The organism is Streptomyces xanthii (assembly GCF_014621695.1).
In the GTDB taxonomy this organism is placed as follows: domain Bacteria; phylum Actinomycetota; class Actinomycetes; order Streptomycetales; family Streptomycetaceae; genus Streptomyces; species Streptomyces xanthii.
On record NZ_CP061281.1, the window covers coordinates 7,458,402 to 7,479,792 of the forward strand.

The 21,391-nt window shown below is 72.9% G+C and carries 21 protein-coding genes; 9 read left to right on the top strand and 12 right to left on the bottom strand.

Annotated elements, in window-relative coordinates; genetic code table 11:
- Positions 1-329 precede the first annotated feature (329 nt).
- Positions 330-1,556 (top strand): MFS transporter, encoded by a 1,227-nt coding sequence (locus IAG42_RS33845; RefSeq protein ID WP_188340769.1) that lies wholly within the window; start codon positions 330-332, stop codon positions 1,554-1,556.
- Here IAG42_RS33845 and IAG42_RS33850 read toward each other — a convergent pair.
- The gene (locus tag IAG42_RS33850) at positions 1,536-2,090 is read right to left on the bottom strand and encodes a GNAT family N-acetyltransferase (protein ID WP_188340770.1); all 555 of its coding nucleotides are present in this window, start codon (positions 2,088-2,090) and stop codon (positions 1,536-1,538) included. The genes IAG42_RS33845 and IAG42_RS33850 overlap by 21 nt on opposite strands.
- A 158-nt stretch (positions 2,091-2,248) precedes the next feature.
- Here IAG42_RS33850 and IAG42_RS33855 point away from each other — a divergent pair, with 158 nt between their 5' ends.
- The gene (locus tag IAG42_RS33855; protein WP_188340771.1) at positions 2,249-3,196 is read left to right on the top strand and encodes a hypothetical protein; all 948 of its coding nucleotides are present in this window, start codon (positions 2,249-2,251) and stop codon (positions 3,194-3,196) included.
- 54 nt (positions 3,197-3,250) lie between these two features.
- Positions 3,251-3,841 carry a hypothetical protein gene (locus IAG42_RS33860; protein WP_188340772.1) on the top strand — a complete coding sequence of 197 codons (591 nt, stop codon included), beginning with the start codon at positions 3,251-3,253 and terminating at the stop codon, positions 3,839-3,841.
- A 31-nt stretch (positions 3,842-3,872) separates the two neighbouring features.
- Here the strand turns inward: IAG42_RS33860 and IAG42_RS33865 are convergent, their stop codons facing one another.
- From IAG42_RS33865 to IAG42_RS33875, 3 genes are all read right to left on the bottom strand, one after another.
- A complete protein-coding gene (locus IAG42_RS33865) occupies positions 3,873-4,640 on the bottom strand; it encodes a class I SAM-dependent methyltransferase (protein WP_188341742.1) in 768 nt (255 codons plus the stop codon).
- 49 nt (positions 4,641-4,689) lie between these two features.
- A complete protein-coding gene (locus tag IAG42_RS33870; protein WP_188340773.1) occupies positions 4,690-5,928 on the bottom strand; it encodes an MFS transporter in 1,239 nt (412 codons plus the stop codon).
- A gap of 80 nt (positions 5,929-6,008) precedes the next feature.
- Positions 6,009-7,268, bottom strand: coding sequence for a cytochrome P450 family protein (locus tag IAG42_RS33875; RefSeq protein WP_223206279.1), 1,260 nt, complete (start codon positions 7,266-7,268; stop codon positions 6,009-6,011).
- 172 nt (positions 7,269-7,440) lie between these two features.
- Between IAG42_RS33875 and IAG42_RS33880 the strand changes: the two genes are divergently transcribed.
- Complete coding sequence (locus IAG42_RS33880) at positions 7,441-8,283, top strand: hypothetical protein (protein ID WP_188340774.1); 843 nt, start codon at positions 7,441-7,443, stop codon at positions 8,281-8,283.
- Here the strand turns inward: IAG42_RS33880 and IAG42_RS33885 are convergent.
- Complete coding sequence (locus IAG42_RS33885) at positions 8,256-9,017, bottom strand: polysaccharide deacetylase family protein (RefSeq protein WP_188340775.1); 762 nt, start codon at positions 9,015-9,017, stop codon at positions 8,256-8,258. The genes IAG42_RS33880 and IAG42_RS33885 overlap by 28 nt on opposite strands.
- 268 nt (positions 9,018-9,285) lie before the next feature.
- On the opposite strand from IAG42_RS33885, the gene IAG42_RS33890 reads away from it, so the two are divergent.
- The 5 genes from IAG42_RS33890 (at position 9,286) to IAG42_RS33910 (ending at position 14,271) form a co-directional block, all read left to right on the top strand.
- Entirely contained in the window at positions 9,286-9,819 is a 534-nt protein-coding gene (locus tag IAG42_RS33890; protein ID WP_188340776.1) for a VOC family protein, read from the top strand.
- A gap of 340 nt (positions 9,820-10,159) precedes the next feature.
- Entirely contained in the window at positions 10,160-11,089 is a 930-nt protein-coding gene (locus IAG42_RS33895) for an aldose 1-epimerase family protein (RefSeq protein ID WP_188340777.1), read from the top strand.
- Between the two features lie 178 nt (positions 11,090-11,267).
- Positions 11,268-12,686, top strand: coding sequence for a glucose-6-phosphate dehydrogenase (zwf, locus tag IAG42_RS33900; protein ID WP_188340778.1), 1,419 nt, complete (start codon positions 11,268-11,270; stop codon positions 12,684-12,686).
- A 105-nt stretch (positions 12,687-12,791) separates the two neighbouring features.
- Complete coding sequence (locus tag IAG42_RS33905) at positions 12,792-13,241, top strand: spore-associated protein (protein WP_188340779.1); 450 nt, start codon at positions 12,792-12,794, stop codon at positions 13,239-13,241.
- Between the two features lie 193 nt (positions 13,242-13,434).
- Entirely contained in the window at positions 13,435-14,271 is an 837-nt protein-coding gene (locus IAG42_RS33910) for a 5'-nucleotidase, lipoprotein e(P4) family (protein ID WP_188340780.1), read from the top strand.
- A 13-nt stretch (positions 14,272-14,284) separates the two neighbouring features.
- Here the strand turns inward: IAG42_RS33910 and IAG42_RS33915 are convergent, their stop codons facing one another.
- From IAG42_RS33915 to ltnD, 7 genes are all read right to left on the bottom strand, one after another.
- On the bottom strand, positions 14,285-15,043 hold the full coding sequence (locus IAG42_RS33915; RefSeq protein ID WP_188340781.1) for a FadR/GntR family transcriptional regulator: 759 nt from the start codon (positions 15,041-15,043) through the stop codon (positions 14,285-14,287).
- Positions 15,044-15,047: 4 nt separating this feature from the next.
- Positions 15,048-16,100 (bottom strand): D-erythronate dehydrogenase, encoded by a 1,053-nt coding sequence (gene denD / locus IAG42_RS33920; RefSeq protein ID WP_188340782.1) that lies wholly within the window; start codon positions 16,098-16,100, stop codon positions 15,048-15,050.
- Positions 16,097-16,915: a 2-oxo-tetronate isomerase gene (gene otnI / locus IAG42_RS33925; protein ID WP_188340783.1), complete on the bottom strand. Its 819-nt coding sequence runs from the start codon at positions 16,913-16,915 to the stop codon at positions 16,097-16,099. The genes denD and otnI overlap by 4 nt, the downstream gene beginning before the upstream one ends.
- Positions 16,916-16,949: 34 nt before the next feature.
- Positions 16,950-18,257: an MFS transporter gene (locus IAG42_RS33930; RefSeq protein WP_188340784.1), complete on the bottom strand. Its 1,308-nt coding sequence runs from the start codon at positions 18,255-18,257 to the stop codon at positions 16,950-16,952.
- Between the two features lie 78 nt (positions 18,258-18,335).
- Entirely contained in the window at positions 18,336-19,022 is a 687-nt protein-coding gene (locus IAG42_RS33935; protein WP_188340785.1) for a class II aldolase/adducin family protein, read from the bottom strand.
- A complete protein-coding gene (gene otnK, locus IAG42_RS33940) occupies positions 19,019-20,302 on the bottom strand; it encodes a 3-oxo-tetronate kinase (RefSeq protein WP_188340786.1) in 1,284 nt (427 codons plus the stop codon). Before otnK ends, IAG42_RS33935 begins: the two co-directional genes overlap by 4 nt.
- Position 20,303: 1 nt before the next feature.
- The gene (gene ltnD / locus IAG42_RS33945; protein ID WP_394811266.1) at positions 20,304-21,308 is read right to left on the bottom strand and encodes an L-threonate dehydrogenase; all 1,005 of its coding nucleotides are present in this window, start codon (positions 21,306-21,308) and stop codon (positions 20,304-20,306) included.
- Positions 21,309-21,391 lie beyond the last annotated feature (83 nt).

The window sequence follows — 21,391 nt, forward strand, 5'->3', positions numbered from 1 at the left end:
CACCAGGACGGCTCATCCTACGAGCGCGCCCACGGGCCCGGACGCGAGCATCCAGGTCAGCGGCCCGCGCCGACCGGTCCGATGGCCGGCCCCGGGCTGCGGAGACGCGGGAGTCCTCGTTCGCCGGACACGGCGGCCGGCGGTCGGCTACGATCCCGGGGTGCTCATCGTGATGTTCATCTGACGGCCCTGAGTTCCTCCCGCTCAGGTTCCGGTCCGCCCAGGGTGCGCTGCGCGCTTCCCTCCCGGGCCCCGCGTCCGTCAGATCCGCCGACCGGCCACGGCACCTCCGAGGCCCACCCCGGTCGCACATCCCTGGAGCCCCTCCCGTGCTCACCGTGCTTCTGCTCCCCGGCGCCCTGCGCGCCTTCCTGCCCGCGCTCCTCGCCCGCTCCGCCCTGGCGATGGGCGGCCTCGCCCTCCTCCTCACGGTGCAGGACCGGACGGGCTCGTACGCCCAGGCCGGCCTCGCCACCGCCGTGTTCGGAACGGCCAACGTCGTCGCCGCCCCCTGGCGCGCCCGGTCCGTCGACCGGTTCGGCCAGCGCGTCGCCCTCACCGCCCTGTCCGCCGGGCACGCCGCGGGCTTCGCCGGACTCGCGCTCCTCACCCGCGCCGAAGGCGTCGCGGGCACCTGGTATCTCGCCCTCAGCCTGGTGATCGGACTGACCGCGCCCCCGCTGGGAGCGGCGATGCGCAGGATCTGGGCCTCGCTGACCGAGGCCGGGGACCAGCGCACCAAGGCGTTCAGCATCGACGCGGTGTGTGAGGAGCTCCTCTTCGTTGCGGGCCCCGTCGTCATCACCGCCGTCATCACGGCCGCCTCGCCGGCCGCCGGACTGTGGGTGACCGCCGCCGCTGTCCTGCTCGGCACCGCCGCGATGACCACCAGCGCCTCCTCCAAGGCGCTGCGCGGTTCACGGGCCACCCAGCGGCGCGGAGAGCGCCCGCTGCGGCAGCCCGGATTCGCGCGGATCCTGCTCGCGCTCCTCGGGGTGGGCGCCGTGCTCGGGGTCGCCGAGATCGCCGCACCGGCCGTCGCCGCCCGGCACGGCGCGGTCGAGGCCTCGGGCTGGCTCCTCGCGGCGTTCGCGGGCGGCAGCGCGATCGGCGGCCTGGTCTACGGGCAGCTGAGGCTCAAGGCGGGCATCGGAACCCGCCTGTTCGCGCTGTGCGTGAGCATGGGCGTCGCCGCCGTGATCGTGTCCCGGCTCGACACCCTGGTGCTCTTCGCGGCGGGCCTGGCGCTCGTCGGCCTCTGCCTCGCCCCGTCCCTGATCACCGGGTACCTCGTCGCGGACACGGTCGTCGCGGAATCCAGCCAGACCGAGGCGTCCACCTGGATCAACACGGCCGTGAACCTGGGCGCTTCCCTGGCGTCCGCGGCCGCCGGTGTCGTCATCGACCACTCCGGGGCCGCGCTCGCCCTGCTCCTCGTGGGCCTGCTGGCCGTGGCCCTCGCCACGGCGGTGCCCCGCACGCGCGCCCGCGCCGAGGCACACCCGACGGAACCGGCCCCGTCCGCCCCGGCCGACTCAGCCGAACTCAGGCCCTGAGGGGGACGGCAGGACGCCGAACCACTGCTCGGCCCCGTACTCCTCGAACCGCTCGGCCTCGGAGAAGCCCAGCTTCCGCGCGAGCCGGGTGGCGGGCCCGTTGGCGCTCTGCGCGCAGAGCACCACGGGCTCGCCCGGGAGCTCCTGCGCGCACCAGGCGAGCACGGCCGCGCAGGCCTCGGCGGCGTACCCGCGGCCCCAGGCCCCGGGCAGGAACAGGTAGCCGAGCTCCGCCTCGCCGGCCTCGGGACGGACGTGTCCCGGGCGCTCGGCGTCGCGCCGGCCGAGCGTGACCATGCCGATCATCGCGCCGTCGAGCTCGACGACGAAGGTGCCGGGCCGCCGCCCGGGCACCTCGGGCACCGCCCGCTCCAGCTCGTCCCGCGGGCGCGCGCCACCGACGTACCGGCCCACCTCGGGCGAGGCGAACAGCTCGATGAACGCCGCACGGTCGCAGGCCGCGGACTCGCGGAGCACGAGCCTCCCGGTCCTGATCGGGGCGGGCGGCCAGGCAACAGGTCCGAGTCCGGTCATGACGGGAAACGTAGCGCAGTCAGGAAGGGCACATGACGACCGCATGAACTGATGGGTCATCAGTTCGGGTGTGTCGTGCGGCAGTCGGGCCGGACGAGAGGGAGAACACATGCGGAGCCCCATGAACCTCAGGAGGCACATGCCTATCGTTGCTCCCCATGAGCCAAGGAGCGCAGTACCCCGGCGGCGGGCACAACCCGCAGGAGCCGAACCCGTACACCCCTACGGTGCCGAGCTTCCCCCAGCAGCACGACGCCCCCACCCAGGGAGCGATGCCGCCCGTCCCCGCCTCGCCGGGCGGGCCGCCGAAGAAGGGCGGGGGCCGGACCGTCGGCGCGGTGATCGCCGTCCTGGTCGCCCTGGCCGCCGTCATAACGACCGGCATCGTGTTCCTCACGAACGACGACGACAAGAGCGACGCCGGCCCCACCACCCCGTCCGCCTCGGCGTCCGACGACAGCAGCACCCGGCCCAGCGGCAACCCCCGTCAGTCCCAGGGCCCGCAGCCGACCGTCGACGGCTGGAAGGTCGTCGCCAACCCCACCACGCACATCGCCTTCGACGTCCCGCCCGAGTGGGGCCTCAAGTCGCCCGGCTGGGTCGCCTACACCGCGGACGACGACGACCCCTCCGACACTCCTCTGGTCGCCTTCCAGGGTCCGGCCTACCTCCAGGAGAAGTGGTGCACGGACGACGTCGACCAGGACGGCACCAAGGAGGACACCGCACTCGCGGGCGCGGGCAGCCGCCGCAACCAGGACGCCGCGAGCGTCGACCAGGTGGCCCGCCACGACTCCTCCGCCTGGGTCTACGGCCTCTACGCCCAGCCGGACAAGAAGAAGGTGCGGACCGGCCCGGTCGAGTCGTACACCACCGCGTCGGGCATCAGCGGCCGCCTGGCGTCGAGTTGGTCCGCCGGAGCCGACAAGCGCCACAAGTGCGCCACCGACGGCAAGTCCACGACCTTCGCCTTCAAGAACCCCCAGGGCAAGGTCGTGTCCTGGTCCTTCATCGGCGCCCAGAACGTGAAGGACGAGGTCGACGACGCCACGGTGAAGAAGATCCTCCGCACCGTCCGCCTCTACCGGGACGCGCCCGAGTCCTGAGCCGCTCCGGCCGCGGGCTACGGTGCTGGGGTGACGGCTGAACGGGGAGAGGGCATGAGGTTCGCGGAGTACGTGAGGCAGAACGCGGAGGAGATCGTCGGGACGTTCCCCGCGGACCGCGGCATCTACGCGGTGACGTTCCGCCTCGACAGCATCGACCAGGACCCCCGCCACCCGTACCTGGCCATCGGCTACACCACCGAGGCGGACGCGGCGGAGGCCGCCGGGCAGACACCGGACGCCTGGGAGGCCCGCTGGAGCTACGCCTACTTCCCGCCGACCGGCCTCGAGGGTGTCCGGGCCATAGGCCAGGACGGGCAGGGCGCGCAGGCGTTCCGCCGCGAGGCGCTGGCCCAGGGCCTCTGGTACGAGGACGGCGACGAGCCCGGCGAACGCGACGAGGAACTGTGCGAGTGGTTCTACGAGGTGTGCGTGAAGGCGGCCCGGCACCTGCACGACAGCGGCCGGATCGTCGCGGCCCTCGGGCGGCCGCTGCCCGTGCTCCTCTACGACATGTTCGAACCGGACGCGATGTTCGCCCTGACCTCCGCGGCCAACCCGGCCGAGCTCGTGGCGGAGTTCATGACCGAGGACACGGAGCGCGAGGACGACGGCGAACACGGCACGGGCGAGCCGCTCCCGTAGCCGGCGGTTCTGTTCGGGCGCCCTGTCCGGATCAGCCCGGGCGGTGTGCCGTGTAGACCGTCGCCGTCATCGCGGCCGTCACGGGGCCGGAGCCGAGCTGCTCCGTCATGTCCCGCGTGACGGAGGCCCGGACGGCCTCCGCGTCCGCGCGGCCCGAGATCGCCACGCCGACCGGCGTACCGGTGAGGAACCCCGCGGCCACGGAGGCGGCCGACTCCGCGACACCGTCCAGCGTCACCTCCACCGCGGAGTCGAGGGCCAGCCCCGCGGCCGCGAGATCCTCCGTCACGACGTGCGGATCGCTGTAGCCGTGCGGAATCTCCGGCAGGAACCTCGGCGCCCCGTCCGGGACCGCCCGCTCCAGCGCCGCCTGGAACGCCGCCCCGAAACCGTGCGACGCCACCGGCCCCCAACTGCTGAACAGGAACCGTCCCTGCGGCACGAGCACCCTGCGCACCTCCGCGTACGCGGCGGGCCGGTCCGGGAAGAACATGACCCCGAACTGGCACAGGACGAGATCGAAGGCGCCGTCATCGAACGGCAGCTCCTGCGCGTCCGCCTGCCGCCACTCGGCCCCGGGAGCCCGCTGCGCACCGCACGCGACCATCGCCTCGTTGAGATCGCTCGCCACGACCGTCGCGTCCGGGGCCACGGCGAGGACGGCGGAGGTCAGCGCGCCGGTGCCCGCGGCGATCTCCAGGACCCGGCGCGGACGCAGGGTCGCCGCCCTGGCCGCCAGGTCCGCGGCGAAGGGCCGGAAGAACACGGGGGCCAGATGACGCTCGTAGGCGTCGGGCATGCCCCGCGTCCACTGTCGGTCCGCATCGATTCCACTCACCCCTCCGACGCTACGCCCGACCGCCGCCGTCGGCAGTACGAGCGCGGGACGCGCGGGTCGAACAGACCGACACGACCATGAGGGACGCGGTGATGCCGCCGAGCACCATCACCGTCGACGGAGAGCTGCGGTCCAGGACGAAGCCGCCGACCAGCGCTCCCGTCGAGATCGTCGCCTGGAAGGACGCCGTGAACAGGACCGACGCGACCTCCGGGGCGTCCGGATCCGCCCGGGCGAACCACGTCTGGGAGCAGACGGGGACGGCGCCGTAGCCGGCGCCCCACAGGATCAGCAGCGCCACGGCACCCACCGAACCGTGCCCCAGGACCGGCAGGAGCAGCGTCCCGGCGGCGATCGAACCGGCGGCCAGACCGAAGGCCGCCCGCGGGTGACGGCCGACGACGGCGCCGCCCGCGAAGTTCCCGGCGATCCCCGCGGCACCGTAGACCAGCAGGAACACCGTGATCCGGGCCGGGCCGGCCCCCGTCACCCGCTCGAGGAACGGGGTCACGTACGTGTACGTGCCGAAGTGCGCCAGCACGACGAGGAAGGTCAGCAGCAGCGCGCGGCGGGTACCGGCGCCGCGCAGCGCCCCGCGCAGCACGCTCAGCCGCGTCACCCGGCGCGCGGGCAGGGGCGGCAGGAACAGCAGCAGCAGAAGGAGAACGGCGAGGGTCAGGGCGCCCATCACGACGAACGCCGTGCGCCAGCCCGCCAGTTCACCGATGAACGTACCCGCGGGCACGCCCAGGACCGAGCCCAGGGGCACCGCCGAGAAGATCACCGCGGTGGCCCGGCCGGCCGCGGCCGGGGCGACCAGCCGCTCGGCGAGGCCGGCCCCGATGGACCAGAAGCCGCCGATGACGATGCCGACCAGCACCCGGGAGACCAGGACGAGACCGTAGACGGGCGCCGCCGCGGCCAGGAAGTTCGCGACGGCGAGCAGGCCCGTCAGCGCGCACAGCATCAGACGCCGGTCGACGCGCGCCGTCGCCACCGTCACCGCGGGCGCGGCGACGGCCGCGAGGAAGCCCGGCATCGTCATCGTCAGCCCCGCCACCCCGTCGGAGACGGTGAACCCGGCCCCGATCTCGGTGAGCAGCCCGATCGGCAGGATCTCGGTCGTCACGATCGAGAAGATGCCGAGCGTCACCGCGACCACGGCCGGCCATCCGGCCGGGGGAGCCCCGGCCGGAGGCGAACCGGTTCCGCCGTGCGTGTGCGTGCCGACGCTGGTTGTCGAGCCCATGTTTCTCCACCCGTGAAGGACCGCCGTTGCACGATCAGTCCAGCAGTCCGGGGGTGGTGGAGGCTGGCAGGTATACGACGTCAGCGTCCCGGCCGGGCACCGTTCTGCGGGTGGTCCGGCGCCTCGTCGGCGGCCGGACGCAGGTGCACGGGCAGGGTCCGGTAGTCGTTGCCGATGAACGAGGGCTGCCGGAGGGCGTCGGGGTCGGCGGCCAGGCGCAGGTGCGGGAAGCGGGCGAACAGCGCGGGCAGGGCGACCCGCGCCTCCAGCCGGGCGAGCGGGGCGCCGAGGCAGTGATGGATCCCGTGGCCGAACGCGAGATGCTCGCGGTCCTCGCGGTCGATGCTGAACCGGTCGGGGTCGTGGTTGACGCCGGGATCGCGGCCGTGCGCGCCGAAGCCGATCAGGACGAGGTCCCCGGCCGCGATGGTCACCCCGTCGCCGAGCGCGATGTCGGCCGTGGCGTAGCGCAGCGGCAGATGCATGATCGGCGGGTGCTTGCGGAGCGTCTCCTCGGTGACGTCGTCCCAGCGGCCCGGATCGGCGACGGCGACGGCGAGTTGGTCCGGATGGGCGAGCAGTTCGACGACGGCGTGGCCGATGAGTGAGACGGCGGTCTCGGATCCGGCGCCGATCATGAGGATGAGCGTGCTGACGAGTTCGTCCTCACCGAGCCGGTCGCCGTCCTCCTCCTGCGCCGCGAGCAGCACGCTGGTCATGTCGGACCCGGGGGCGGAGCGTTTTGCAGCGATCAGGGCGTGCATCGCCGCGAACATGGCGTCCCGGTTCTTCGCCGCCTCCGCATCGGAGACGCTGTGGTCGAGCACGGAGTCGATGACCCGCAGCATCTCCGGCCGCTGCTCCGCCGGGACGCCGAACAGATCGCAGATCACCCGGGTGGGAACCGGATAGGCGAACCGGGCGCGCAGGTCCACGACCGAACCCGGCGCCGCGGCCTCCATGCCGTCCAGCAGATCGTCGACGATCCGCTCGACCGCCGGACGCATCGCCGCGATGCGCCGTGCCGTGAACGCCCGCCCGACCAGCGCCTTCAGCCGCTGGTGGTCGGCGCCGTCACTGGTGAACATCGAGACGACGTCCACCCACGCGGCCAGCCACGGCACGGCCCAGGGCCGGTACCCGGGCCAGCTCCTGCGGGCGTCCTTCGACACCTGAGGGTGCGTCAGCAGCCGTTTGGCGACCGCCCCACGGGTGACGGACCAGGCGACGAGCCCGGACGGCATCTCCACGCGCACGGCCGGGCCCGCGTCGCGTAACGAGTCGGCCTGCGCGTACAGATGGCGGCCGGTGGTGTCGAGGATGACGGGAGTACGTGTCACGTGATGCGCCTCCAGGCTGAGGGTGTGCTGGAAAGGGGCGTGCACGAAGAGAACGCGGACTGCGAACGGGACGGCGAACGGGAACTGTCTACCCTCCGCCCCGTCCTCCTCACCCTGGCAGCATGTGCGGGAAGTCCGGAGTCCGAAGGCCGCAGACGGGAGGCGTCGCACGATGAAGAGCCCTGGGCCGGAGCGGGACGTCCGTCTGGCCGCCCACGGCGGCGTCGCCACGGCACTCGCACTGCTCAGCGACGACCAGGTCCGTGAACGCCTGGACGCGGCCGCCCCGTTGGGCGCCGGCATCGGCGGGACCTCGACCCTGCTGGACGTGGACGGCACGCCCGTCTTGCTCCCCGACGAACTGGCCGACGTGGAGCGGGCGGTCGCGTACTGGGGAGGTGGAGCGGAAGTGCGGCACCGGATCGAGGAGCTCGCGCGTGCCTCGGCGACCGTCGCCCTGTTCCTGGAGTACATCCCGCGGAACCTGCACGACTGGCTCGGTGCCGAGGTCGCCGCGGGTGGCGCGCGGGCCGGGCGGGCGTGCGCCATGGTGGAGGCGGAGCTGGCAGCCGGCACCGCGTTCATGAACGCCCGCGGACTGCTGCACTTCGACGCCCACTTCGAGAACATCCTGACCGACGGCCGGCGGCTCTTCTTCACGGACTACGGCCTCGCGCTCTCCTCCCGCTTCGCACTCACCCCGGACGAGGCCGGCTTCTTCGACCGGCACGACACGTACGACCGCTGCTACACGGTCAACCACCTCGTGAACTGGCTGGCCTTCGCCCTCTACCGGCACGGTCCCGACGCCCGTAGAGCGTTCGTCCGCGCGTGCGCGAAGGGAGACGTCCCGGCGGACGTGCCGCCGGGGATCGCGGCGGCGCTCCTCCGCCACGCGGCGGTCGCCGAAGTGATGGGGGACTTCCTCCGGGAACTCCGGCAGGACAGCCGGAGCACGCGCTGTCCGGCGGAGGCACTGCGCGGGCTTCAGCGGACGGGGAAGCCGAACGTGTAGCCCTGCTCCTTGAGGTGGGGGAGCAGACGGCGCAGGGCCTCGACGGTCTGGGAGCGGTCGCCGCCCGCGTCGTGGAACAGGATCGTCGGACCGCTGGGCAGTTCGCGCTCGACCGTGGCGATGATCGCCTCCGTGCCCGGACGTTCGAAGTCCTTGGAGTCCACGTTCCAGCCGAGCGGACGCATACCCCGCGACGCGGCGAGCTTGCGGCTGTACGGGGTGAACGCCCCGCCGGGAGCCCGGTAGTACATGGGGCGGACGCCGCCGGAGGCCTCGGTGATCATGCGCTCGGCGTCGAGGATCTGCTTGGACTGGTACTCCTGGGACGCCTTGTCCATCGCGGTGTTGTGCGACACCGAGTGGTCGCACAGCCGGTGCCCGGCCGCGACGACCTTCTTCACCAGCTCCGGATGGGCCTGCGCCTGCGTGCCCACCATGCAGAACGTGGCCTTCACTCTGTACTCGCGCAGCAGGTCCAGGACTTGAGGGGTCCACACGGGGTCGGGACCGTCGTCGATCGTGAGGTTGATGCCGCGTTCCCCGGCCTCCGAGGCGTGCGCGATGGTCGCGGAGACCGCCTTCGGGGCCGCCGGCGCGGCCTTCTCCGGCTCGGTACTGCCCAGCGCACCCGCCTGCGCCGTCCATATCGACGCACCCGTGGTCAGCAGGGTCACCCCGAGCGCCGCCCCGACGACCTTGCCGTACCAGCCCCGCCCACCGCTGTGCCGTGCCATGTCCGCCCCATTTCCGCGCAGTTGCGCCGCTCCTCGGTCACCTCGCGACCGATAAGCAGGACGAGAGTTCGGGCCCGGAGGATCCGCCCGTTACGGATCACGGACAATTCCGGGAATGATCGCGGACAACCGGCCCTTGTCCCAGTGGGTGGGCACCAGGTCCCGGCGCGCGTGGCCGACGCCGGATACTGCTCCCCGAGGCGCCCCGCGCAGCCCGCGCACCGCGTCTCCTGGCTCCCTCGCTCTCTGAACGGAACTGGTACCGACCATGCCGATCCACCGCCTGAACCACGCCGTCCTGTTCGTGTCCGACCTGGCCCGCAGTACGGATTTCTACTGCGGCGTCCTGGGCTTCCGGGCCCTGCCCCAGGCGTTCCCCGGGGCCGCGTTCCTGCAGGCGGCGGACTCGGCCAACGACCACGACCTCGGGCTGTTCCAGTCCCGCGACGCCGCGCCCGGCGCCCGGCGCACCGGCTCGGTCGGCCTCTACCACCTGGCCTGGGAGGTCGACACCCTCGCCGAACTGGGCCGGGTGCGGGACCGTCTCGCCGAGGCCGGCGCGCTGACCGGCGCCAGCAACCACGCCTCCACCAAGGCGCTCTACGCCCGCGACCCCGACGGCCTGGAGTTCGAGGTGTGCTGGCTGGTGCCCGACGCGGCGGTCGTCGAGGAACTCTCGGCGATGACGTCCCCGACCCGCCCGCTCGACCTCGACGCCGAGATCGCCAAGTACGGCGCGGACACCCGGGGCGGCCCCCGCACCGACCCCACGGTCTGGCAGCACCTGACCGGCCCGGCCTGAGGGATCGGCCCGCGCGGCCGGTCCGCCGGTGCGGGCACCGGCGGCGCGTCCGACGCGCCGTCCCGCACCGCCGCGGCCGCGTCCCCCACCGACACCCCCGCGACCACGAGCAGATCCCGCACGACCAGTCGCACCGCTTCCCCCGCCGCCCCCGCGTCCGGAGGGCCCCGGGCGGCCACCGCCGGCGCCGCACCCGGCGGCACCGACGACGCAGAAAATCTCCGGGCCCGCATCCCCGGCGGGCCGTGCGGCCGCCGAAAGGCCCCGCACCTTCACTCGTTCCACGGACAGCTGCGGCGAGTCGGTGAGAGCGGCCCGGGCCCCGGCTACGGATCGCAGCATGGCCAACGAGCTGAGCGGGACGCAGTACGGCCTCGGGGCGGGCGACTACCGCGCGACCGTGACCGAGACAGGCGCCGGCCTGCGTGAACTCACGTACCGGGGCGAACCGCTGATCCTCTCCTACGGCCCCGACGAACCCGCGCCGGCCGCCTTCGGCCAGCTGCTCGTCCCCTGGCCCAACCGGGTCGACCACGGCCGCTACGCCTTCGACGGCGCCGAGCACCAGCTCGACCTCTCCGAACCGGAACTCGACTGCGCCATCCACGGCCTCGTCCGCTGGACCACCTGGCACCCCGTCGAGGAGTACCCGGACCGGCTCACTCTCGCCTACCGGCTCCACGGCTCGGCCGGCTACCCCTTCCGCCTCAGCCTCACCGTGCGCTACAGCCTGGACGCCGCGACCGGCCTCTCCGTGCGGATCACCGCCCGCAACACGGGCACCCGGCCCGCCCCGTACGCGCACGGCACCCACCCGTACCTGACCGTCGGCGAACCCATCGACGACTGCGTCCTGCACCTGCCCGGACGGCGCTACCAGCCGGTCGACGCCAGGATGGTGCCGAGCGGGCCCACCGTCGCCGTCGCCGGCACGGAGTACGACTTCACCGCCGGGCGCCGCATCGGCGCGCAGAGCGTCGACCTCGCCTTCACCGAGCTCGACCGGGACGCCGAAGGGCTGGCCCGGGTCCGCCTCGAGGGCACACGGCGCAGCGTCCTGTTCTGGCTCGACGACGCGCAGCCCTGGCTGGAGGTCTACACCGCCGACCGCGTGCCGGAAGCCGACCGCCGCCGCGGAGTCGGCGTCGAACCCATGACGGGCCCGCCCAACGCGCTGGCCAGCGGCACCGACCTGATCCGCCTCGAACCCGGCGAGTCGTACACCGGCTCCTGGGGCTTCACGGCGGGCCCGACCCCTGACGGAACGTGAGGGCACGACATGGTTCAGGGGCTCTCCCGCGAGCCCGGCACACACGGCCCGCCGACCGCGGTCACCCCCTCCGGACTCCGCAGGGGGTGTCCGACTTCATCGTCAGCCCGGCCTTCCTGCCGCACGTCGGCACGGCCCCTTGCGGCACCCCCACGACCTGGAACGGAACCGACCCCGCATGACCGAGACCTCGCTCCCCGCGTCCCGACTCGAACCCTCCGACGCGCTGGTCCTTTACGGCATCACCGGTGACCTGGCCCGCAAGATGCTGCTGCCCGCGCTCTACCAGCTCACCGCGGCCGGACGGCTCGGCGTGCCCGTGATCGGGGTGGCGGTGGGGGACTGGGACGACGCGCGCCTGCGCGACCATGCGCGCGAGGCCGTCACCGCGACGGGCACGACCATCGACGAGGACGTGTTCGACCGGTTCGCGTCCGGGCTGTCCATCGTCACCGGCGACTTCGCCGACGAGGCGACCTTCGAACGGCTCAAGGGGGCGGTGTCGGGCTTCGGCTTCGTCACCCACTACCTGGCCATCCCGCCGAGCCTGTTCACCACCGTCGCCTCCGCGCTCGGCCGCACCGGACTCAACCGGAACGCCCGGCTCGTCGTGGAGAAGCCCTTCGGCCAGGACGGTGCCTCCGCCCGCACCCTCCAGGCCGAACTCGGCAAGTACTTCGACGACAACCACCTGCTGCGCGTCGACCACTTCCTCGGCAACGCCGCCGTCGAGTCGCTCATGGTGGCCCGCTTCGCCAACACCCTCCTCGCACCCATCTGGCACCGCTCCTACGTCGACAACGTGCAGATCAGCCTCGCCGAGGACTTCGACGTCGCCGACCGGGGCTCGTTCTACGACTCCGTCGGCTGTCTGCGCGACGTCGTGCAGAACCACCTGCTCCAGGTCCTCGCCCTCCTCGCGATGGACCCGCCGAGCGCGGCGAACCCCGTCGCGCAGGGACTCGAGAAGTGGCGGGTGCTGCACTCCGTGCGCCCGATGGACCCCGCGGAGACCGTGCGCGGCCAGTACCGCGGCTACCGCGACGTCCCCGGCGTGAAGCCGGACTCCACCACGGACACCTACTTCGCCACGACCCTGCACGTCGACAACTGGCGCTGGTCCGGCGTCCCCTTCCATCTGCGCAGCGGCAAGGCGCTCGCCGTCACGGCGACCGAGGTCGTGGTCGAACTACGCCGCCCGCCCCTGGAGTTGTTCGCCTCGGGCACCGGGGACGGCCCGCCGAACGTCGTCCGCTTCCGCATCGACGGCGACACCGGCATCCGCGCCGACCTCGTCGTGCGCAAGGCCCAGGGCGACGACGAGCCCGCCCAAGTACCCGTCGGCGTCGAGTACGCGAAGCTTTTCGGCCGCCTGGAACAGCCCTACGAGACCATCCTCGGCGGCGCCGTCAGCGGCGACCCGGAACCCTTCGCGTTCTACCCCGCCATCCTCGAATGCTGGCGCATCGTCGACCCCGTACTGAACCCGACCACCGCACCTGTCGTCTACGAGCCCGGCAGTTGGGGCCCGCCCGAGGCGGCGCGGATCCCGGGACCGGAGGGCTGGCACCCGCTCGGCCCCACCCTCTTCGGCTGATCCACTCCCGGCCGGAGGGTGGCCGGATTCAGGTACAACCAACCCTATGTGCCCCGTGTCACACCAATCAGGAACAGCCCACCCTGACAGTGACATGGGGGAAATATGCGTGTGAACCGACCTGCCCTCACCGCCGCGGCCCTGGCCGCGCTGGCGATGGGCGCCACGACCGCCCTGGCGTCGCCCGCCTCCGCGGCGGCCAACGTCACCCCGCAGCAGGTCTGCGGCAGCAGCTACAAGACGGTCAACTCGGCGCCCGTGGGCACCCGGGGCACCATCTACCTGACGTACAACTCGACCAACGGCAAGAACTGCGTCGTGACCATCCGCAGCAACCCGGGTACCAGGACGGACATGTCGGCCTGGATCTACGTGCCGGACACCGACCAGGGGGACTCGGACTACGGCTCGTACACCTCGTACGCCGGCCCGACCTACGTCTACGGCAAGGCGCACTGCGTCGACTGGGGCGGCAGCATCGGCAACGTGTACGTCCAGGTCACCGGCTCCAACTGTGCGTCCCTGAAGGAGAACAGGGTCACCACCGTCCGCTGACCACCGTCCCCCCAAGGCCCGCCCCGGCACACCGCACGCCGTGTGCCGGGGCGGGCGCCCGCTCCGCCCCGCACGCGCAATGATCAGCCGTCCCCGCGCAACGAATACGGGGTCACACCGCGCTGCCGCGCTCGTAGCCTCGGTGCATCCGGCGCCCACCCGGACGGGCCGGCGATCGATCCCAGGAGCAGGTATGTCCATCTCCCGACGCACCGTCGTCACCGGCATCGCGGGCGGCACCGTGCTGACCGCCGCCGGCGGCGCATCCGCGGCCACGGCGGACGACGCCGCGCAGAACATCCTGAGCGCGGCGGGCGCCTGGAGGCAGACCGCGGCCGAGCGCGACATGCTGTACCGCCAGGCCTTCAACATCGCCCGCGACCGCGTCGACGCCGCACTGCGCGGAGGAGGCCGGCCGGGGAGCGCGGGCCGCAGACCGCTCGCGGTCGTCTCGGACGTCGACGACACCGTCCTGTCCTCCGACACCTACTGGGCGCGCCTGCTCACCGCCGGAAAGCAGGCCTTCGACGACACCCTGTGGGACACGTGGATCCGCGAGAACGGCCCCACGCCCACCCCCGGCGCCGTCGACTTCACCCACTACGCCGCAAGCAGGGGAGTGGAGGTCTTCTACGTCTCCTCCCGCGACCAGGGCCCCGACACCCAGGAGTTGGGCGTCGCCAACCTGCGTCATGCCGGGCTCGCCTTCGCCGACGACGCACACGTGACCATGCTCCGCGAGTCCTCGGACAAGGAGCCCGCCCAGCGCGAGATCGCGGCCCGGTACGAGGTCGTCGCCTACCTCGGCGACAACCTCAACGACTTCCGCCGCCGCTACTACGTGGACTCCGTCCCGCAGCGCAAGGCCCTGGCCGCGCAGGACGCCGAGCACTTCGGCCGCGACTTCGTCCTGTTCCCCAACAACACGGACGGGCACTGGATGCGGGCCGTCTTCGGGGAGAGCGAGCCGGCCGACACACCCGCGTACCGGGCGCGCATGCTGCGGGCCGCGCGGGGCGAACTGAACTGACGCCGGGGCCGGTTCAGCTCCTGGCGTCCAGCTCCACGTCCATCCGCTCCGCCTCGTCCCAGAACTCGGGATCGGCCTCCTGCAGACGGGCGGCCGCGTGCTCCATGTGGCGGCGCGCGGCCGAGCGGGCGGCCTCCGGGTCGCCCGCCTCGATCGCGGTCAGGATGGCGTGGTGCTCCTCGCGGACGGCGTCGAAGAAGTCGCCGCGGCGGGCCTCGTTGGCCCGTGTGACACGGATGCCGCCCCGGGAGACCTCGCCCAGATAGCGGACCGTGGAGACCAGGACCGGGTTGCCCGTCGACTCGGCGACGGAGCGGTGGAACGCGAGGTCCTCCTCCACACCGTCGCCGCCGGCCTCGACCGCGGTGTCGATCGCGGTCAGCGCGGCCCGCATGCGCGCGACGTCGGCGCGGGTCGCGCGCGACGCCGCGAGATGGGCGGCCTCGGCCTCCATCGCGCGGCGCACCTCGACGACCTGCAGCACCTTCGCCTTGGTGTCGGTGGCCCCGGTGTCGGCCTCCAGGTCCAGGGGACGGGTGCGGCGCGGCAGCACGAAGACGCCGCGGCCCTGCCGGGGCTCGACCAGGCCCGCGTTGCGCAGCCGGGACACCGCCTCGCGGATCACCGTACGGCTGACACCGAGCTGCTTGACGAGCTCGACCTCGGTCGGCAGCTTGTCGCCCGCGGTCAGCCGCCCCGACTCGATCTCCTCGGTGAGCATGGCCGCGACACGATCGGCCAGCCGCACGGGCCCGTCCACCTTGTTGAACATGACTTCAGTCTATCGGCGCGAGTGCGGCCGCCCCCGCCGAGGCCAGGGCCCCGGCCGTCACCGCGTCCGCGTGGTCGGCGACGTACTGCCGCACCACCGACGCGAAGTCGGGATCGGGCGTCAGGCCGAGCCCGGCGGCGCGCGCGTTGTCGAACGCGGCCGGCCAGGACCCGACGATCGCCTCCACGGCCGGGTCCGGAGCGACCGTCACGAGATCGGCGACCGCGTCCCCGGCCACCTCACGCAGGGTGTCCAGCATCTCGGCGACCGTGACGGTGAGGGCCGGCAGATTGACCGGGAGCCCGCCGGACAGCCGCCCGGGGCCTTCGCCCCGCTCGGCCTGGGCCACCCGCAGGATGCCCGCCACGGTGCGGCGCGGGGAGGCGAGCGCGACCCGCAGGCCGGGGCCGACCGGGCAGACCGAGGGGAGCCCGGCGAGCGGCTCGCGCACGATCCCCGACAGGAAGCCCGAAGCGGCGGCGTTCGGCCTGCCCGGGCGCACCGACACCGTCATCAGGCGGGTGACCCGCCCGTCGAGGAAGCCGCGCCGGGTGTACTCGGCGACGAGCTGCTCGCAGATCCGCTTCTGCACGCCGTAGCTGGACTGCGGCGTCGGCAGCGTCGTCTCGTCGACGACCGCCGGCAGGGGCAGCGCGGCGTCCGAGCCGTACACGGCGACGCTACTGGCGAGGACGAGACGCACCAGCGGGCCGCCGGCCGCGGACTGGGCGCGGGCGGCTTCGAGCAGGGCGCGGGTCGTGTCCAGATTGGCGCCCATGCCGAGGTCGAAGTCCGCCTCGCACTCGGCCGACACCGCGGCCGCGAGATGCAGGACCACGTCCACCGCCTCGGCGAACAGGTCGCCGAGGCGCTCGGTGAGATCGCCCTGGACGACCTCGGTCAGCGGGTCGGCGGTCAGCGGCGAGGTGTCCGGGACGAACCGGTCGGCGAGGACGATCCGTTCGACGGGCCGGCCGTCGAACGTGCGCTGCTCCAGCAGGGCCTCGGCGACCTGGCGGCCCAGGAAGCCGAAGCCGCCCGTGATGACGATCCTCATGCGTGGTCCTTCGGTGACGTGTGCGGAAACTCGGTGCGCAGAGCGCGGAGCCAGTCGAGGCCCTCGCTCGTGCCGGCCGCGGGGAAGTACTCGCAGCCGATCCAGCCGTCGTACTCCAGGTCGTCGATGACGGCACAGAGGTGACGGAGGTTCAGCTCGCCGCGGTCCGGCTCGTGGCGGTCGGGCACACCGGCGATCTGCAGATGGCCGACCCGGCCGGACGGCAGGTCGCGGCGGAGCGTCGTGGTGAGGTCGCCCTCGACGATCTGGCAGTGGTACAGGTCGAGCTGCACCTTCAGATTGGGGGCGCCCACCTCCTGGACCACGGCGTGCGCGTCCGCCTGGCGGTTCAGGAAGTAGCCGGGAATGTCCCGGGTGTTGATGGGCTCGATCAGGATGTCCACCCCGGCGCTCGCCGCCTGCCGCGCGGCGTACGCCAGGTTCGCGACATACGTGTCACGGTGCCGGGCCCGGTCGGCGTCCGGGGCGACGAGGCCCGCCATCAGGTGCACGCGCGGGCTGCCGAGCGCGGCCGCGTACTCCAGCGCCCGGTCGACGCCCTCGCGCAGCTCCGCCTCCCGGCCGGGCAGCGCCGCGAGACCGCGCTCGCCGTGCTCCCAGTCGCCGGGCGGCGCGTTGAACAGGACCTGGCGCAGGCCGTGTCCGTCGAGGCGGGCGCGGAGCTCGCCGGCCGCGTAGGCGTACGGGAAGAGGTACTCGACGGCGTCGAAGCCGTCCGCCGAGGCCGCGGCGAAGCGGTCGGGGAAGTCCTGCTCCGGGTACAGCGTCGACAGGTTCGCTGCGAACCTCGGCATGGGTGGCTCCTGGGGGGTGTCGGACGGTGCGGCGTCAGCGGTTGACGACGCTCTTCTTCGTGGTGAGGACGGCCGCGGCGCCGATGACGAGGGCGAGGGCCAGTACGTACATCGGTATCGCCGTCGAGCCGGTCGAGTCCTTCAGCGCTCCGATCATGTACGGGCTGACGAAACCGGCGAGATTGCCGACCGAGTTGATCGCGGCGAGGCCCGCGGCCGCCGCCGTGCCGCCGAGGAAGGCGGTGGGCAGCGACCAGAACAGCGGGGCGCACGTGAGCACGCCGGCCGCGGCGATCGACAGGGCGACCAGGGACAGCGCCGTCGATCCGGTCCAGCTCGCCGCCATCGAGAAGCCGGCGGCGCCCATGAGCGAGGGGACGACCAGGTGCCAGCGGCGCTCGCGGCGCTTGTCGGCCGAGAGACCGAACAGGTTCATGGCGACGAGCGCGGCCACGTACGGGACGGCGCTGAGCACGCCGATCGCGAGGGCGCCCTCGATGCCGGTGGACTCGACGAACGTGGGCATCCAGAACGTCAGCGCGTACTGGCCCATCACGAAGCAGAAGTAGATGAGGCACATCAGCCACACCTTGCCGTCGCGGAAGGCGTCGAGGGCACGGCCGTGGACGCTGTGCCGCTCGGCGTCGGCGGCGACGGCGCGCTCGACGACGTCCTTCTCCTCGTCGGTGAGCCACTTGGCGTCCCGTACGCCGTTGTCGAGCCAGTACAGGGTGACGACACCGATGAGCACGGCGGGGACGGCCTCCACGAGGAACAGCCACTGCCAGCCGTCCCAGCCGCCCAGACCGTGGAACACGTCCATGATCCAGCCGGAGAGCGGGTTGCCGAAGATGCCGGCCACGGGGATCGCGGACATGAACAGTGCGATCACGCGGGCCCGGCGCTGGGAGGGGAACCAGTACGTGCAGTACAGGATGACGCCGGGGTAGAAGCCGGCCTCGGCGGCGCCGAGCAGGAAGCGGAGCACGTAGAACGTCGCCTCGTTGGAGACGAACACGAACGCCGCGGACACCACGCCCCAGCTGATCATGATGCGGGCGATCCAGGTGCGGGCGCCCACGCGCTGCAGCAGCAGGTTCGAGGGCACCTCGAAGAGGAAGTAGCCGATGAAGAACAGGCCGGCGCCGAGGCCGTACGCCGCCTCGCTGAAGCCGAGGTCCGCGGACATCTGCAGCTTGGCGAAGCCGACGTTGACGCGGTCCAGGTAGGAGACGACATAACACAGCATCAGGAAGGGGACGATGCGGCGGACCACTTTGCGGAACACGGCGTTCTCACGCGCCAGTTCGGGGGTGGTCTCCGTGGGCACGGTCGTGGGCATGAGGAGCACTTCCTTGTGCGGCTCGGTGGGAACGAGCGGACGGGGACGGCCGGCCGGGGGACGGGCCGGGCGGGAAGGTCACCAGGCGGCGCCGAAGGCCTCTCTCAGTTCGGCGACGGCGTGGTCGGGGAGCGGCTCGGGCGTGCGGGGGGTGGTGAGCCAGAGCCGGGCCGTCTCCTCGAGTTCTTCGAGGACGGCGAGCGCGGAAGCGGCGTCCGGGCCCCAGACGACGGGGCCGAGACGGTCGAGCAGCACGGCCCTGATGGGGGTGCCCTCGGCGGCGCGGGCGGCGATCCGCTCGGTCACCAGGTCGGCGACGCGCGGATCTCCGGGCCGGTGGTAGGGGACGAGCGGGACGTGCCCCACCTTCATGACGTAGTACGGGGTGATCGGCGGAAGGACGTCGTCCGGCCGCCACACACCGGCCAGGGTGAGCGCGACCAGGTGCGTGGAGTGGGTGTGCAGGACGAAGCGGGCCGTGGGGTCGGCGGCGTAGATCCGGCGGTGGAGGGTGAGCGTCTTGCTGGCCCGGTCGCCCGCGAGCTGCCGTCCGTCGGCGTCGACGAGGGCGAGCCGGTCGGCGTCGAGGAAGCCGAGCGCCGCGTCGGTCGGTGTGATCAGGTGGCCGCGCCCGTCGTCGAGCCGGGCGCTGATGTTGCCCGCGCTGGCGTGCACGTATCCGCGGGCGAACAGGCTGCCGCCGACGCGGACGATCTCGGCGCGCGCGGCCTCGGTCGCGGGCTCCTGCTCCGGCGGGAGCGTCATGCGGCCACCTCGTCGAGCAGGGTGAACGCCGAGGTGAAGAAGTCCGGCCCGCCGAAGTTCCCCGACTTGAGGGCGATGTGCAGGGTGCCGGCGCCGTACGGGAGCGGCGCCGCGCACCAGGGCACGCCCGGGTCGATCTGCGGCCCGATGCGCAGCCCGGTCAGGCCGAGGGCCTGCACGACCGCGCCCGAGGTCTCGCCGCCGGCGACGACGAGCCGGCGCACGCCGCGCTCCACCAGCCCCTGGGCGACGCGCGCGAGCGTGCCCTCGACCAGCGCTCCCGCGTCGGCCGCGCCGAGCTCGGCCTGCACGGCCCGTACGGCGTCGGGCGACCCGGTCGAGTACACGAGGACGGGCCCTTCGGGCAGCTGCCGCTCGGCGAAGGCGAGGGCCTCGGCGGCGACGTCCTCGCCCGCCGCGATCCGCAGCGGATCCACGCTGAACGCGGGCCGGCCCGTGGCCAGGAACGCCCGCACCTGCCCGTTCGTGGCGGCGGACACCGAACCGGCGACGACCGCCGCGTGCCCGGACGCCACCGGCAGCCGCGCCGCGTCCGGCGAGGGCGCGACACCCCAGTTCGCCGGCAGGCCGATCGCCAGCCCCGAACCCGCCGTCACCAAGGGCAGGTTCGCGACGGCGGCGCCCAGACGCAGCAGGTCCTCGTTCGAGACCGCGTCGACGATCGCGGCCCCGACTCCGGCCTTGCGCAGCTCGTCGATCCGGGCGGCGATCGCGTCGGGTCCGGCGGCGACGACCGTGTGGTCGACGAGCCCGACGGGGCGCCGCATCTGCGCCCCCAGCACGGACACCAGGTTGGAGTCGGTCATCGGGGTGAGCGGATGGTGGCGCATGCCGCTGTCGCCGAGCAGGACGTCACCGACGAAAAGATGGCCCTTGAAGACGGTGCGGCCGTTGTCGGGGAACGCGGGCGTCGCCACGGTGAAGTCCGTCCCGAGCGCGTCCATCAGGGCTTCGGTGACCGGGCCGATGTTCCCGGCCGGCGTCGAGTCGAAGGTCGAGCAGTACTTGAAGTAGATCTGCCCGGCGCCCGCCGAGCGCAGCCACTCCAGGGCGCGCAGCGAGGCGTCGACGGCCTCGGCCGCCGGGACCGTCCGCGACTTGAGCGCGATGACGACCGCGTCCGCGTCCCGCGGCACGTTCGTTCCGTCCTGCGGTACGTCGATCAGCTGGACCACGCGCAGGCCCGCGCGCACCAGGTTGTTGGCGAGGTCGGTCGCGCCGGTGAAGTCGTCGGCGATGCATCCGAGGCGCAGGGCCATGTCAGTTCTCCTCCTGCGGTGCGGTCTTCGCAGCGGGCAGTTCGACGCCGGGGAAGATCTTGATGACGGCACTGTCGTCCTCGCCGCCCAGACCGGACGCGGACGCCTGCAGGAACATCTGGTGGGCGGTGGCCGACAGCGGCAGCGGGAACGTCTCGGGCCGCGCCGCGTCCAGGACGAGCCCGAGGTCCTTGACGAAGATGTCGACGGCGGACAGCGGCGTGTAGTCCCCGGCCAGCACATGGGCCATCCGGTTCTCGAACATCCACGAGTTGCCCGCGCTGTGCGTGATCACCTCGTACAGCGCCTCGGCCGGCACCCCGGACCGGATGCCGAACGCCATGGCCTCCGCCGCGGCGGCGATGTGCACGCCCGCGAGCAGCTGGTTCACGATCTTCACCTTGGAGCCGAGCCCGGCCGAGTCGCCGAGCCGGTAGACCGCGGCGCTCATCGCGTCGAGCACCGGACCGGCGAGCGCGTACGCCTCCGGGCCGCCGGACGTCATCATCGTCAGCTCACCGGACGCGGCCCGAGCGGCGCCGCCCGAGATGGGGGCGTCCAGGTAGCGGATCCCGGACGCGGCCAGCCGCTTCTCGAGCGCGGCGGAGAAGGCCGGGTCGACGGTGGAGCACATGACGTACACGGAGCCGGGCCGCAGCCGCTCCGCGGCGCCGCCCGTGCCCTCGCCGTCACCGAACAGCACCGCCTCGACCTGCGCCGCGTTGACGACGACACCGACCAGGACGTCCACCTCGGCCGCCAGATCGCCGCCGGAGGCGTACGCGGTGCCGCCGTCGCGGGCGAACTCCGCGGCCACCTCGGCGCGCAGGTCGTGGACCCCGACGGAGAATCCGGCCGCGCGCAGGCTGCGGGCCATGCCGAGGCCCATGGCGCCGAGGCCGATGACGCCGACGCGGGTCGACGACGCCGTCGGCGCGGTCGGTGCCGGGTGTTCCTGGTCGTTCATGCGGGGTACCTGCCTCTGTTCCTGCCGCTGCGCAGCCACTGTCCGTCCATCAGCAGGTCATATGATGACCTGCGCGCGACAACGAGTACAGAGTGATGCCGGTCACATTTAACGGAAGAGGT